We start from the raw sequence: 13312 nt of genomic DNA on the forward strand, positions 1-13312 counted from the left end.
GGGCGGTTTCCGCCTGATTCCTGTTGCGGTGTATTTCAGGGCCGGGCGTCCGCCGCCGTAAACGGACGCAGTTGGGGGACAATAGCGGCTCCCGCTGTCCGCGTCCCATATTCCATGCCCGAACGCCAATCCGCTACGCCGACACCACGCCGCAAACGCCGCCTGGCCGCCATCGTTCTGTTGTTGCTGGCCGCCGCGGTGGCGGCATGGCTGCTGTTCAAACCCGGCGGTTCGCAGCAGGCCGCCACTCGCGGCGGCCGGGGCTTCGGCGGGGCGGCCACGATGAACATGCCGGTGCCCGTGCGGGTGGCCGAGGCCGGCACCCAGGACATCAACATCGTGCTGCGCGCCCTGGGCACCGTCACGGCCTACAACACCGTCACGGTGCGCAGCCGGGTCGACGGCGAGCTGGTGCGGGTGGCGTTCGCCGAAGGCCAGCGCGTCAAGGCCGGCGACCTGCTGGCGCAGATCGATCCGCGCCCGTTCGAAGTGGCGCTGGCGCAGGCACAGGGCCAACAACAGCAGAACCAGGCCTTGCTGGCCAACGCGCGGCGCGACCTGCAACGCTACCAGACGCTGTTCAAGCAGGATTCCATCGCACGCCAGCAGCTCGATACCCAGGCGGCGTTGGTGCGCCAATATGAAGGCACGCAGAAAATCGACCAGGCCGCGGTCGACAATGCCAAGCTGCAGCTGAGCTACACGCGCATTACGGCGCCTATCAACGGGCGGCTGGGCTTGCGCAGGGTCGACCCGGGCAACCTGGTGTCCGCCGGCGACACCGACGGCCTGGTGGTCATTACGCAAACCCAGCCCATCGCGGTGGTGTTCTCGCTGCCCGAAACCCAGCTGCCCGAAGTGCTGGAACAGGTGCGCGCCGGCCGCACCCTCACCGTGCAGGCCTACGACCGCGCCGACACCCAGGCCATTGCGAGCGGCCAGCTCGAAACCATCGACAACCAGATCGACGTGGCCACCGGCACCGTGAAACTCAAGGCGCGCTTCGACAACGCCGACGAAATGCTGTTTCCCAACCAGTTCGTCAACGTGCACCTGCTGGTGCAGACGCGCCCCGACACCACCGTCATTCCCACCGCGGCCGTGCAGCAAGGGTCGGCCGGCGCTTTCGTGTTCCTGCTGCGCCAGGACAGCACCGTGGAAGTGCGGCAGGTAAAGCTGGGCGCCATCAACGGCGACCGTGTCGCCGTAAATGAAGGCCTCGCGCCCGGCGACCGTGTGGTGGTCGAAGGCACCGACCGCCTGCGCACCGGCGCCAAGGTGAACGTCGTCACTGGCGATGCCGCGATTCCGGCAACGCCCGGCCAAGCGCTGGGCGCCGGCCAATCTGCACCGAAGGCGCCGTGAGCCCGTCACGCCTGTTCATCCTGCGGCCGGTCGCCACCACGCTGTCGATGGTGGCGATCCTGATCGCCGGGTTCATCGCCTACCGCCTGCTGCCGGTGTCGGCGCTGCCCGAAGTCGACTATCCCACCATCCAGGTGGTGACGCTGTATCCGGGCGCGAGCCCCGACGTCATGACCTCGCTGGTCACCTCGCCGCTTGAGCGCCAGTTCGGACAGATGCCGGGGTTGAACCAGATGTCGTCCACCAGTTCGGGCGGCGCCTCGGTGATCACGCTGCAGTTCAGCCTCGATTTGTCGCTGGACGTGGCCGAGCAGGAAGTGCAGGCCGCCATCAATGCCGCCTCGAACCTGCTGCCCAGCGACCTGCCGGTGCCGCCCATCTACAACAAGGTCAACCCCGCCGACGCGCCGGTGCTGACGCTGGCCATCAGTTCGCCCACCATGCCGCTGCCGCAAGTGCGCGACCTGGTCGACACCCGCATGGCGCAGAAGCTTTCGCAGGTGCCGGGCGTGGGACTGGTGGGCGTGGCGGGCGGCCAGCGGCCGGCCGTGCGCATCCAGGTGAACCCGCGCGCGCTGGCGGCGGCCGGCATGTCGCTGGCCGATCTGCGCACCGCGGTGGTGGGCGCCAACGTCAACCAGCCCAAGGGCAACCTCGACGGCCCCGAGCGCTCGACCACCATTGACGCCAACGACCAGCTCAAGTCGCCCACCGACTACAACGACCTCATCATCGCCTATCGCAACAACGCGCCGCTGCGCCTGTCCGATGTGGCCACCGCCGTGCAGGGCGCCGAAGACGTGCGGCAGGCGGCCTGGGCCGGCGGCCAGCCCGCCATCTTGCTGAACGTGCAGCGCCAGCCCGGCGCCAACGTCATCGACGTGGTCGACCGCATACGGGCCATGCTGCCGCAGGCGCAAGCGGCGCTGCCTGCCACGCTGGACGTCAGCATTGTGTCCGACCGCACGCAGACCATTCGCGCCTCGGTGTCCGACGTGCAATTCGAGATGATGCTGGCGGTGGCCCTGGTGGTCATGGTGACCTTCCTGTTCCTGCGCAGCCTCACCGCCACGTTCATTCCCAGCGTGGTGGTGCCGCTGTCGCTGGTGGGCACCTTCGGCATCATGTACCTGGCGGGCTTCAGCATCAACAACCTGACGCTCATGGCGCTGACCATCGCCACCGGTTTCGTGGTGGACGACGCCATCGTCATGATCGAAAACATCGCGCGCCACCTCGAACAGGGCGAAACTCCCATGCAGGCCGCGCTCAAGGGGGCGGCGCAGATCGGTTTCACACTGATCTCGCTTACTTTCTCGCTCATCGCCGTGCTGATTCCACTGCTCTTCATGACCGAAGTGGTGGGGCGGCTGTTCCGCGAGTTCGCCATTACGCTGGCCGTGGCCATCTTGATTTCGCTGGTCGTGTCGCTGACGCTCACGCCCATGATGTGCGCGCGCCTGCTGCGGCCCGAATCCGAGCAGCGCCACGGGCGTTTCCACCAGGCCACGGGCGCCTTCATCGACCGCACCATTGCCCACTACGACCGCATGCTGCAGTGGGTGCTGGCGCACCAGCGGCTGACCCTGCTGGTGGCGCTGGGCACCTTCGTGCTGACGGCGCTGCTGTATATCGCCATTCCCAAGGGCTTTTTCCCGCAGCAGGACACCGGCATGATCCAGGCCATTACCCAGGCCCCGGCCTCGGTGTCGTTCCCGGCCATGGCGCAGCGCCAGCAGGAAGCCGCGCGCATCGTGCTGCAAGACCCCGACGTTGAATCGGTGTCGTCGTTCATTGGCGTGGACGGCACCAATGCCACCTTGAACACCGGCCGCATGCAGATCGCCCTGAAGCCGCACGGCGAGCGCGACGGCGACCTGGCCGAGGTCACGCGGCGCCTGCAGCAGGCGCTGGACGCCCAGCAGGGCCTGAAGGTGTACATGCAGCCGGTACAGGATCTCACCATCGAAGACCGCGTCAGCCGCACGCAGTACCAGATGACCTTGTCCAACCCCGACATCGCCGTGCTGGCCGAGTGGGCGCCGAAGCTGGTCGAGCGCCTGTCGCAACTGCCCGAGCTTACCGACGTGGCCCACGACCTGCAGGACGACGGCCTGCAAACGTGGGTGGACATCGACCGCGACGCCGCCGCGCGCCTGGGCATTTCCACCTCGGCCATCGACGAGGCCCTGTACAACGCCTTTGGCCAACGGCTTATTTCCACCATTTTCACCCAGTCGAACCAGTACCGCGTGGTGCTGGAAGTGCTGCCGCAATTCCGCCAGTCGCCCGAGGCGCTGGGCCAGATTCACCTGGCCACCGAATCGGGGACGCTGGTGCCGCTGTCGGCCGTGGCGCATATCTCGCAGGGCCGCACCATGCTGGCCATCAACCGGCTCGACCAGTTCCCCATGACCACGGTGTCGTTCAACCTGGCGCCGGGCGCCTCGCTGTCGGCGGCGGTCGATGCCATCGCCGAGGCCGAGGCCGGCATCGGCATGCCGGCCAGCATCGAAACCCGCTACCAGGGCGCCGCGCTGGCGTTCCAGAATTCCCTGTCGAGCACGCTGTGGCTGATTCTGGCGGCAGTGATCACCATGTACATCGTGCTGGGCGTGCTGTACGAAAGCTACATCCACCCCGTCACCATTCTGTCCACCCTGCCGTCGGCGGCGGTGGGCGCGCTGCTGGCGCTGATGATCAGCGGCACCGAACTCGACATGATCGGCATCATCGGCATCATCTTGCTGATCGGCATCGTCAAGAAGAACGCCATCATGATGATCGACTTCGCCCTCGAAGCCGAGCGCAAGCGAGGGCTGGCGCCGCGCGCCGCCATTCATGAAGCCGCGCTGCTGCGCTTTCGGCCCATCTTGATGACCACGCTGGCGGCGCTGTTCGGCGCGCTGCCCCTGATGCTGTCCACCGGCACCGGCGCCGAACTGCGCCAGCCGCTGGGCCTGGTCATGGTGGGCGGCCTGTTGCTCAGCCAGGTGCTCACGCTGTTCACCACGCCGGTCATCTACCTGATGTTCGACCGCCTGGCGCGGCGCGGCCGCGCGCGGCCCGTGGCGGAGCAGCCATGATCCTGTCGGCGCCCTTCATCGTCCGCCCGGTCGCCACGGTACTGCTGTGCCTGGGGCTGGTGCTGGCGGGAGTGCTGTCGTTCCGCCTGCTGCCGGTGGCGCCGCTGCCCGAGGTAGACCTGCCTATTATTTCGGTCACCGCCAACCTGCCCGGCGCCAGCCCCGAGACCATGGCGTCCAGCGTGGCCACGCCGCTGGAGCGTTCGCTGGGCAGCATTGCGGGTGTTACCGAAATGACCTCGCGCAACTCGCAGGGTTCAACCCGCATCACGCTGCAGTTCGATCTCAGCCGCGACATCGACGGCGCGGCGCGCGACGTGCAGGCGGCCATCAACGCGGCGCGCTCGCTGCTGCCTACCGGGCTGCGCAGCAATCCCACGTATCACAAGGTCAATCCGTCGTCGGCGCCCATCATGGTGCTGGCGCTGACCTCCGACACGCTCAGCCAGGGCCGGCTGTACGACCTGGCCTCGACCATCGTGGCGCAGAAACTGGCGCAGGTGAACGGCGTGGGCGAGGTCACGGTCGGCGGCAGCTCGCTGCCGGCGGTGCGGGTAAACCTTATTCCGGGCGCGCTGTCCAGCCGCGGGGTATCGCTCGACGAAGTGCGCGCCACCCTGACCGAGGCCAACGCCAACCGGCCCAAGGGCGTTGTCGAGAACGACCGCTACCACTGGCAGATCATGGCCAGCGACCAGCTCGAGCGCGCCGAACAGTACCGGCCGCTGGTCGTGGCGTGGCGCGACGGCGCGGCCGTGCGGCTGTCGGACGTGGCCACGGTCGAGGATTCCGTCGAAGACCTGTTCCAGACCGGTTTCTACAACAACCGCCAGGCCATTTTGCTGATCCTGCGCCGCCAGGCCGACGCCAACATCATCGAAACTGTCGAAGCCATACGCGCGCAGTTGCCGCAACTGGCGGCGCTGCTGCCGGGCGACGTGGACATGACCGTTGCGCAGGACCGCACGCCCAGCATCCGCGCCTCGCTGCACGAGGCCGAGCTGACGCTGGTGGTGGCCGTGGCGCTGGTAATGCTGGTGGTGCTGCTGTTCCTGCGGCACTGGCGCGCGGCGCTGATTCCCAGCGTGGCGGTGCCGGTATCGCTGGTGGGCACCTTCTGCATCATGTACTTGTGCGGCTACACCCTGAACACGATCTCGCTGATGGCGCTGATCGTGGCCACGGGGTTCGTGGTCGACGACGCCATCGTGGTGCTGGAGAACATCATGCGCCACATCGAGCAGGGCGCCTCGCCCATGCGGGCCGCGCTGCGCGGCTCGCGCGAGGTGGGCTTCACCGTGCTGTCGATGAGCCTGTCGCTGGTGGCGGTGTTCATTCCCATCTTGCTGATGGGCGGCGTTGTGGGGCGGCTGTTCCGCGAGTTCGCCGTGACGCTGTCGGCCGCCATCATGGTGTCGCTGGTCGTGTCGCTGACGCTCACCCCAATGATGTGCGCGCGCCTGCTGCGCACCCAGGACCACGGGCGCGCGCCGGGCCGGCTGTCGCGGGCCATCGGGCGCGGTTTCGACGCAGTGCTGGCGCGCTACCGACGCAGCCTGTCATGGGCGCTGGCGCATGGGCGCATCATGCTGCTGCTGCTGGCCGCGGCCATCGGCCTGAACGTGTACCTGTACGCGGTCGTGCCCAAGGGGTTTTTTCCGCAGCAGGACACCGGCCAGTTGCTGGGGTTCTTCCGGGTCGACCAGGGCACTTCGTTCCAGGCCACGGTGCCCAAGCTGGAATACTTCCGCAAGGTAATCCTGTCCGACCCGGCGGTAGCCAGCATTACCGTGCACGCAGGCGGGCGCGGCGGCAGCAACAGCAGCTTCATGTCGATCCAGCTCAAGCCCCAGGCCGAACGCAAGGCCAGCGCCAACGATGTGGTCAACCGGCTGCGCGGGCGCTTGCAGAACACCCCGGGCGCGCGCGTTTTCCTGGTGCCGCAGCAAGACATTTTCCTGGGCGGCGGGCAGGGCAGCGGTTCGTACGACTACACCCTGCTGGCCGGCGAACTGTCGCTGCTGCGCACCTGGATGCCCAAGGTGCAGCAGGCCATGGCGGCGCTGCCCGAGCTTACCGATGTGGACACCAGCGTCGAAGACAAGGGCCGCCAGGTCGAGCTGGTGATCGACCGCGAGGCCGCGACGCGCCTGGGCATCAGCATGTCTGACATTTCCGCGGTGCTGAACAATTCGTTCAGCCAGCGGCAAGTGTCCGTCATGTATGGCCCCTTGAACCAATACCACGTCGTCATGGGGGTCGTCCAGCGTTTTGCCCAGGACGCCGAGTCGCTCAAGCAGGTGCACGTCATTACCCAGGACGGCCGGCGCGTGCCGCTGGCGGCCTTCGCGCATTTCGAGTCGGGCAACGCGCCGCTCAGCGTGCGGCACAACGGCCTGCTCGCGGCCGACGAAATTTCGTTCAACCTGGCGCCGGGCGTGTCGCTGGACCAGGCCATCCGCGCCATAGATGCCGCCGTGGCGCGCATCGGGCTGCCGTCCGACCAGATTCAGGCTGGCTTCCTGGGCACGGCGGCGGCCCAGCAAGAGGTGCAAAGCCAGCAGCCCTGGCTGATTCTGGGCGCGCTGGTCACCATGTATATCGTGCTGGGCATCCTGTATGAAAACCTGGTGCATCCGCTCACGATTCTGTCGACCCTGCCGTCGGCGGGCATCGGCGCGCTGCTGGCGCTGATGCTGGTGGGCAGCGAGTTCACCATCATTGCCCTGATCGGCGTGTTCCTGCTGATCGGCATCGTGAAGAAGAATGCCATCATGATGGTCGACTTCGCGCTCGACGCCGAGCGGCGGCGCGGCCTGTCGCCGCGCGACGCCATCTTCGAGGCCTGCCTGACGCGGTTCCGTCCCATCATGATGACCACGCTGGCGGCCATTTTCGGCGCGCTGCCCCTGGTGCTGGCCACCGGCGCCGGCGTCGAGATGCGCCAGCCCCTGGGCGTTACCATCGTCGGCGGCCTGATCCTCAGCCAGATTCTTACGCTGTACACCACGCCGGTCGTGTACTTGTACCTGGATCGCTTCCGCCTGTGGGCGCGGCGCCGCCGCGGCGCGCACGGCGCGGCCGATCCGCAACCTGATGTAGAACGCCCATGAGCCGCGCATCCTCATCGCTCTTCTTTTTCCCAGCCGCGCGCGCGTCGCGCGGGGCGGCTGCCGTGCTGTGCTGCGCGCTGCTGTCGGCCTGCGCGGTGGGCCCCGACTACCAGCGGCCCGCGATCGACCTGGGCGACGCGTACAAAGAAGCGCAGGCCGAGGGCTGGAAGCCCGCGCAGCCGCGCGACGCGGCCGAACGCGGCGCCTGGTGGCGGGTGTACGGCGACGCCACGCTCGACGGCCTGATGGCGCAGCTGAACGCCGCCAACCTGAGCATTGCCCAGGCCGAGGCCAATTATCGCCAGGCGCAGGCGCTGGTGCAGGGGGCTCGCGCCGGGTTCTTTCCCACGGTGGGCGCCGATGCCGGCGTCACGCGCGCGGGCGGCGGCAGCAGCGCGTCGGGCGCGGGCGTCAGCAATCAGTACAGCCTGGGCGGCACGGCCAGCTGGGAACTCGACCTGTGGGGCCGCGTGCGCCGCGATGTCGAGGCCAGCCGCGCCGAAGCCCAGGCCAGCCTGGGCGACCTGGCCAATGCGCGCCTCAGCGCGCAGTCGGCGCTGGCGCAAGACTATTTCCAGCTGCGCATACTCGACGAGCAGAAGCGCCTGCTGGAGTCCACGGTGCAGGCCTACGAGCGGTCGTTGCAACTGACGCAGAACCGCTACCAGGCCGGCGTGGCAGGCCGCGGCGATGTGTCGGTGGCGCTGGCCCAGCTGGAAAGCGCCCGCGCCCAGCTGGTCGACCTGGAATGGCAGCGCGGCCAGTTCGAGCACGCCATCGCGGTGCTGGTGGGGTTGGCGCCGTCGCGTTTCGCGCTGCCCCCGCAGCCCTTCGCCCAGGCCGTCCCGCAGATTCCTGCCGGCGTGCCGTCCGAGCTGCTTGAACGCCGTCCCGACGTGGCGTCGGCCGAACGCCGCGCGGCGGCGGCCAACGCGCAGATCGGCGTGGCGCAGGCGGCCTGGTTTCCCGACCTGGTGCTGAGCGCCAACGGCGGTTTTCGCAGCGGCGAGTTCGCGCAATGGTTGACCGCGCCGGCGCGGTTCTGGTCGCTGGGCCCCGCATTGGCGCTGACGCTGTTCGACGGCGGCGCGCGCCAGGCGCAGCTGGACCAGGCGCGCGCTGCCTACGATGCCCAGGCTGCGCTGTACCGGCAGACCGTGCTGGGCGCGCTGCGCGAGGTTGAAGACTACCTGATCCAGCTGCGCGTGCTGGAGCAAGAGCAGGTGGTGCAGCGGCGCGCGCTGGACGCCACGCGCGAGTCGCTGCGCCTGGCGCGCAACCAGTACCAGGCGGGGCTGATCGGTTATCTCGACGTGGCGGTGCTGGAAACCAGCGCGCTGACCAGCGAGCGCAACGCGATCACCCTGGTGGGCAATCGTCTGGCGGCCAGCGTGCAGTTGATTGCCGCGCTGGGCGGCGGCTGGGAGGGACTGGATGCGGAGCAGGCCGGGGCCGGCGACGATGCCGGCGCCGACGATTCCTCGGGCTCCTGATTCCCCACGGCGGCCCGCCCGGTAACGGCGCGGAAAGGGCCGGGGGCGCTTCCTGGAGGCCCGGATCTGAAGGGCTGGAGCGGGCTCAGATCAGGGCGCGAATACCGGCGATGCCATGCGCGCCGTGCTGGCGGGCCTCGGCCAGTGTGTCGGCGGACTGGCCGCCCAGCGCCAGCACCGGCAGCCCCGCGTCGCGCGTGCCCGCCACGAAGCCCTGCCAGCCGATGCCTGCCGTGTCCGGGTGCGACGGCGTTTCAGCCACCGGCCCCAGCACCGCGAAATCGGCGCCCAGCTCGCGCGCATGCACAACCTGGGCATGGTCGTGCGTGGACACGCCCACCAGCGCATCCGCCGGCAGTTCCGGGCGCGCCTGCAGCAGCGCCGCGTCGGCCCAGCGCAGGTGGACGCCGTCGGCCTGGCGCCACCAGCTGGCCGGATGGGCGCTATTGACCAGCACGCGCGCGCCGGCGGCGTGGCAGAGCTTCAGCACGGCCTGCAAGGCGTCACGCAGCGACGTGGCCCCCGGGCCGTCGGGCCAGCCAGGCTCGCGCAATTGCACCAGTTTCAGGCCCCGCGCCAGCGCGCGCTCGAGGCGTTCAAGGAAGTCTGGCAGGCCGGCGCGCCCGCCAATGGCCGATATGCCGTAAGTGTCGGGCAACTGCAGCCAGCGCAGCGGGGGCAGGGTGGCCGGCAGCAGGTCGCCCACCTCGCCGGCACGGGCCGGGTCCACCCATTGCAACTGCTGGTTCTCCAGCCCGCGTGGTTCGCCTTGCCAGCCGGTGACCTGGCAGAAAGCCAGCCGGACGGTGGTGTGCGGGTAGACGTGCACATAGGTAACCCAGGGCACCGCCTGGGTGACTTCGATGCCGAGTTCTTCGCCCAGTTCGCGCGCCAGGGCCTGCAGCACGGTTTCGCCGGGTTCCAGCTTGCCGCCCGGCAGTTCCCACCAGCCCGCCCAGGGTTTGCCTTCGGGGCGCTGCCCCAGCAATAGCTGGCCATCGGGGCGCAGGATCAGGCCGGCGGCGACGTCGACAATACGCTCAGACATGGCGCGCCGCCCAGTCGCGCGCGAACTGGTAGGCCACGCGGCCCGAGCGCGAGCCGCGCTCCAGCGCCCATTGCAGGGCTTCGGCGCGGCAGGCTTCGATTTGCTCGGCCGGGCAGTCGAGCTCGCGCAGCCAATGGTGCACGATGTCGAGGTAGTCGTCCTGCTTGAACGGATGGAACGACAGCCACAAACCGAACCGCTCGGACAGCGAGATTTTTTCCTCGACCGTTTCGCCGGGGTGGATCTCGCCGTCGGGCTGGTGTCTGGCCTGCAGGTTCTCGCTCATGTATTCCGGCATCAGGTGGCGCCGGTTCGAGGTTGCGTAGATGAGCACGTTGTCGCCCGAGGCCGACACCGAGCCGTCGAGCACGGATTTCAGTGCCTTGTAGCCGGCCTCGCCTTCTTCGAACGACAGGTCGTCGCAGAACACGATGTAGCGTTCCGGCCGCGCGGCCACCAGTTCGACGATGTCGGGCAGGTCGCCCAGATCGGATTTGTCGACCTCGATCAGCCGCAGCCCGCGGTCGCCGTAGGCGGCCAGCATGGCCTTGACCAGCGAGCTTTTGCCGGTGCCGCGCGCGCCGGTCATCAGCACGTTGTTGGCGGGCTTTTTCTGCAGGAACTGCAGCGTGTTGCGGTCGATGATGCCTTTCTGGCGCTCGATGTGCTGCAGGTCGGCCAGGTCGATGCGCGCTACGTGGCGTACGGCGTCCAGCCAGCCGCGCGCGCCGCGCTTGCGCCAGCGGTAGGCGTGGGCGGACCAGTCGATTTCCGGAGGCGCGGCCGGCAGCCAGGCTTCCAGTTGGGCCAGCACGCGTTCGGCGCGTTCGATCAGGACAGAGAAGTCGGAGGAAGTCACGTCGGTTTCCGGGGTGCGGTGGGTTCAGGAACGATAGTCGGCGTTGATGCTGACGTAGTCGTGCGAGAAGTCGCAGGTGTAGACGGTTTCGTTGGCCTGGCCGCGCGCCAGCGCGATGCGCACGCCGATCTCGGGCTGCTTCATCACGCGCTGGCCGTCGGCCTCCTGGTAGTCGGGATTGCGGCCGCCGTCGCACGCCACCAGCACGTCGTCGAGCCACAGGCGCAGCTTGGAGACGTCGAGGTCGTCGATGCCGGCATAGCCTATGGCGGCCAGGATGCGGCCCAGGTTGGGGTCGGACGCGAAGAACGCGGTCTTGACCAGCGGCGAGTGCGCCACCGAATACGCCACTTTGAGGGCCTCTTCGGTGGTCAGGGCGTCTTCGACGCGGATGGTGATGAACTTGGTGGCGCCTTCGGCGTCGCGCACGATCTTGGTGGCCAGGTCCAGGGCGGCGGCGGCCAGCGCATCGCGCACGGCGGCGTAGTGCGGGTCGGATTCCGTGGCGATGTCGATGCCCGACTGGCCGGTGGCCGCGATGATGAACGAGTCGTTGGTGGAGGTGTCGCCGTCAACGGTGATGCGGTTGAACGAGCGGTTGGCGATTTCCAGCGCCAGCTTGCGCAGCAGCGGTTGGGCGATGCCGGCGTCGGTGGCCAGGAAGCTCAGCATGGTGGCCATGTTGGGGCGGATCATGCCGGCGCCCTTGCTGATGCCGGTGAAGGTGACGGTTTTGCCGCCGATCTGCACGCGCCGCGAGTGGATCTTGGGCAGCGTGTCGGTGGTCATGATGCCGTGCGCGGCGTTGAACCACTGGTCGGCGCCCAATCCGGCCAGGGCGGCGGGCAGGGCGGCGGTCAGGCGGTCGAGCGGCAGGGGCTCGAGGATGACGCCGGTGGAAAACGGCAGCACTTGCTGCGCCGGCACGCCCATCAGCTTGCCGAGGGCGACACAGGTATCCTGGGCTTTCTGCAGGCCTTCGGCGCCGGTGCCGGCGTTGGCGTTGCCGGTATTGATGACGAGCGCGCGAATCGGACCACCGGCGGCCAGGTGGGCTTCGCACACCTGCACGGGAGCGGCGCGGAAACGGTTACGGGTGAAGACGCCGGCAACGTTGGTGCCGGGGGCCAGCTGGAATACCGTGAGATCGCGTCGGTTCGCTTTGCGGATTCCGGCTTCGGTAACACCGATTTCAACGCCGGCGACGGGGAAAATTTCGGACTCGGAGGGGATCTGCAGGTTAACGGCCATGACTTCGTCTCTGTGGCTGGGCGGGGGGCGCCATTGGGGGCGGGGAAAGTGCGTATTATCCCACTGCCATGGGGGGGTGGCCCGGGGCGGGGTTGTGGCGGTTCTTGTTTGGGTTCTTCTGCCGCCTTGGCGTGGCGGGCCTGGGGCCGGGCGACGCCCGCCGGGCTCGGGCCATCCAGGCGCCCTCGGCCTGCTGCGCAGGCTACCCCGCCGGTCAACTCGCCCGGCCCCAGGCCCGCCACGCCAAGGCTTATGTGTTCCGCAATATGAGGCACACGGTCCGAGGCCATGCCGCTCGCGCGTTACCGGCGGCGCTTGGAATAAAACTGACGCCCACACCGACCTCCTCGCCCCCGGGGAGTCCACAGCGTTCCGATTTCATTCACCCTCAGTCCCGTGGCGTTCGGGCTGGCGGGGCGGCGCGTTGGGCGGCGGGGCAGCCTGCGCAGCAGGCCGAGGGCGCCCGGATGCGCCCAAGCCCGACGCACGGGCGCCGCCCCGCCAGCCCGAACGCCACGGGACGGCGCAAGAACCTAAGCTCTGCGCAAAGCCACCCAGCCCAGCCCAGCCGCCAGTCAGCAACTCATAGACTCGTCAGCGAGACTTGTCAGCGCCCGTGCCTGCGCGCCGCCACGACCTGCAATTTCAATTCCCCCAGCGCCTGGTACAGGGCATCGCGCCCCGCCTCGGGCAGGTCGTTGAACATTGCCTTGACCCAGCTCTCGTGCGCGCGCGCCATGCGGTTGAACACGCGCCGCCCCTGCGGGGTCAGCTTCAGCACCGAACTGCGCCGGTCGGTCTCCATCTTGGTGCGCATCACCAGGCCTTCTTTTTCGAGCTGGTCGGTAATGCCCGTGATGTTGCCGTTGGTGACCATCATGCGGCGCGACAGCTCGCCCATTTTCATGCCCTTCGGCGCGCGCTGCAGTTGCGCCATCAGGTCGAAGCGGGGCAGGGTGGTGTCGAATTCCGTGCGCAGGCGGCCGCGGATTTCGGATTCGATCAGATTGCAGCAGGTCAGCATGCGCAGCCACAGACGCAGCGCGTGGTGGTCGTCGGGCGCGGCGCGCGTTTCGAGGTCGGGAGCGTCGATCATG

At 68.4% G+C, this 13312-nt stretch carries 8 protein-coding genes; 4 read left to right on the forward strand and 4 right to left on the reverse strand.

What is annotated here, in order from left to right:
- Positions 1 to 114 precede the first annotated feature (114 nt).
- The 4 genes from BPET_RS02685 to BPET_RS02700 are packed head-to-tail and all read left to right on the forward strand — an operon-like array spanning position 115 to position 9057.
- Complete coding sequence (locus BPET_RS02685) at positions 115 to 1365, forward strand: MdtA/MuxA family multidrug efflux RND transporter periplasmic adaptor subunit (RefSeq protein WP_012247558.1); 1251 nt, start codon at positions 115 to 117, stop codon at positions 1363 to 1365.
- Entirely contained in the window at positions 1362 to 4451 is a 3090-nt protein-coding gene (locus tag BPET_RS02690; RefSeq protein ID WP_012247559.1) for an MdtB/MuxB family multidrug efflux RND transporter permease subunit, read from the forward strand. The genes BPET_RS02685 and BPET_RS02690 overlap by 4 nt, the downstream gene beginning before the upstream one ends.
- Positions 4448 to 7564: a multidrug efflux RND transporter permease subunit gene (locus tag BPET_RS02695; protein ID WP_012247560.1), complete on the forward strand. Its 3117-nt coding sequence runs from the start codon at positions 4448 to 4450 to the stop codon at positions 7562 to 7564. Before BPET_RS02690 ends, BPET_RS02695 begins: the two co-directional genes overlap by 4 nt.
- A complete protein-coding gene (locus BPET_RS02700) occupies positions 7561 to 9057 on the forward strand; it encodes an efflux transporter outer membrane subunit (protein WP_012247561.1) in 1497 nt (498 codons plus the stop codon). The genes BPET_RS02695 and BPET_RS02700 overlap by 4 nt, the downstream gene beginning before the upstream one ends.
- Positions 9058 to 9142: 85 nt before the next feature.
- Here the strand turns inward: BPET_RS02700 and BPET_RS02705 are convergent, their stop codons facing one another.
- The 4 genes from BPET_RS02705 to BPET_RS02720 all read right to left on the reverse strand — a co-directional run bounded on the left by BPET_RS02705 (position 9143) and on the right by BPET_RS02720 (position 13311).
- The gene (locus tag BPET_RS02705) at positions 9143 to 10105 is read right to left on the reverse strand and encodes a Nudix family hydrolase (protein ID WP_012247562.1); all 963 of its coding nucleotides are present in this window, start codon (positions 10103 to 10105) and stop codon (positions 9143 to 9145) included.
- Complete coding sequence (locus BPET_RS02710; protein WP_012247563.1) at positions 10098 to 10964, reverse strand: ATP-binding protein; 867 nt, start codon at positions 10962 to 10964, stop codon at positions 10098 to 10100. Before BPET_RS02710 ends, BPET_RS02705 begins: the two co-directional genes overlap by 8 nt.
- A gap of 24 nt (positions 10965 to 10988) precedes the next feature.
- Positions 10989 to 12215, reverse strand: a complete 1227-nt coding sequence (gene argJ / locus BPET_RS02715; protein ID WP_012247564.1) for a bifunctional glutamate N-acetyltransferase/amino-acid acetyltransferase ArgJ — start codon at positions 12213 to 12215, stop codon at positions 10989 to 10991.
- Between the two features lie 607 nt (positions 12216 to 12822).
- Positions 12823 to 13311 carry a MarR family winged helix-turn-helix transcriptional regulator gene (locus tag BPET_RS02720; RefSeq protein ID WP_012247565.1) on the reverse strand — a complete coding sequence of 163 codons (489 nt, stop codon included), beginning with the start codon at positions 13309 to 13311 and terminating at the stop codon, positions 12823 to 12825.
- Position 13312 lies beyond the last annotated feature (1 nt).

The organism is Bordetella petrii (assembly GCF_000067205.1).
Taxonomy (GTDB): Bacteria; Pseudomonadota; Gammaproteobacteria; order Burkholderiales; family Burkholderiaceae_B; genus Bordetella_A; species Bordetella_A petrii.

What these genes read in the sequence shown, in the direction of transcription:
- BPET_RS02700 (WP_012247561.1), top strand. Translation starts at nt 7,561, where the DNA reads ATGAGCCGCGCATCCTCATCGCTCTTCTTTTTCCCAGCCGCGCGCGCG.
- BPET_RS02695 (WP_012247560.1), top strand. Translation starts at nt 4,448, where the DNA reads ATGATCCTGTCGGCGCCCTTCATCGTCCGCCCGGTCGCCACGGTACTG.
- BPET_RS02685 (WP_012247558.1), top strand. Translation starts at nt 115, where the DNA reads ATGCCCGAACGCCAATCCGCTACGCCGACACCACGCCGCAAACGCCGC.
- argJ (WP_012247564.1), bottom strand. Translation starts at nt 12,215, where the DNA reads ATGGCCGTTAACCTGCAGATCCCCTCCGAGTCCGAAATTTTCCCCGTC.
- BPET_RS02720 (WP_012247565.1), bottom strand. Translation starts at nt 13,311, where the DNA reads ATGATCGACGCTCCCGACCTCGAAACGCGCGCCGCGCCCGACGACCAC.
- BPET_RS02705 (WP_012247562.1), bottom strand. Translation starts at nt 10,105, where the DNA reads ATGTCTGAGCGTATTGTCGACGTCGCCGCCGGCCTGATCCTGCGCCCC.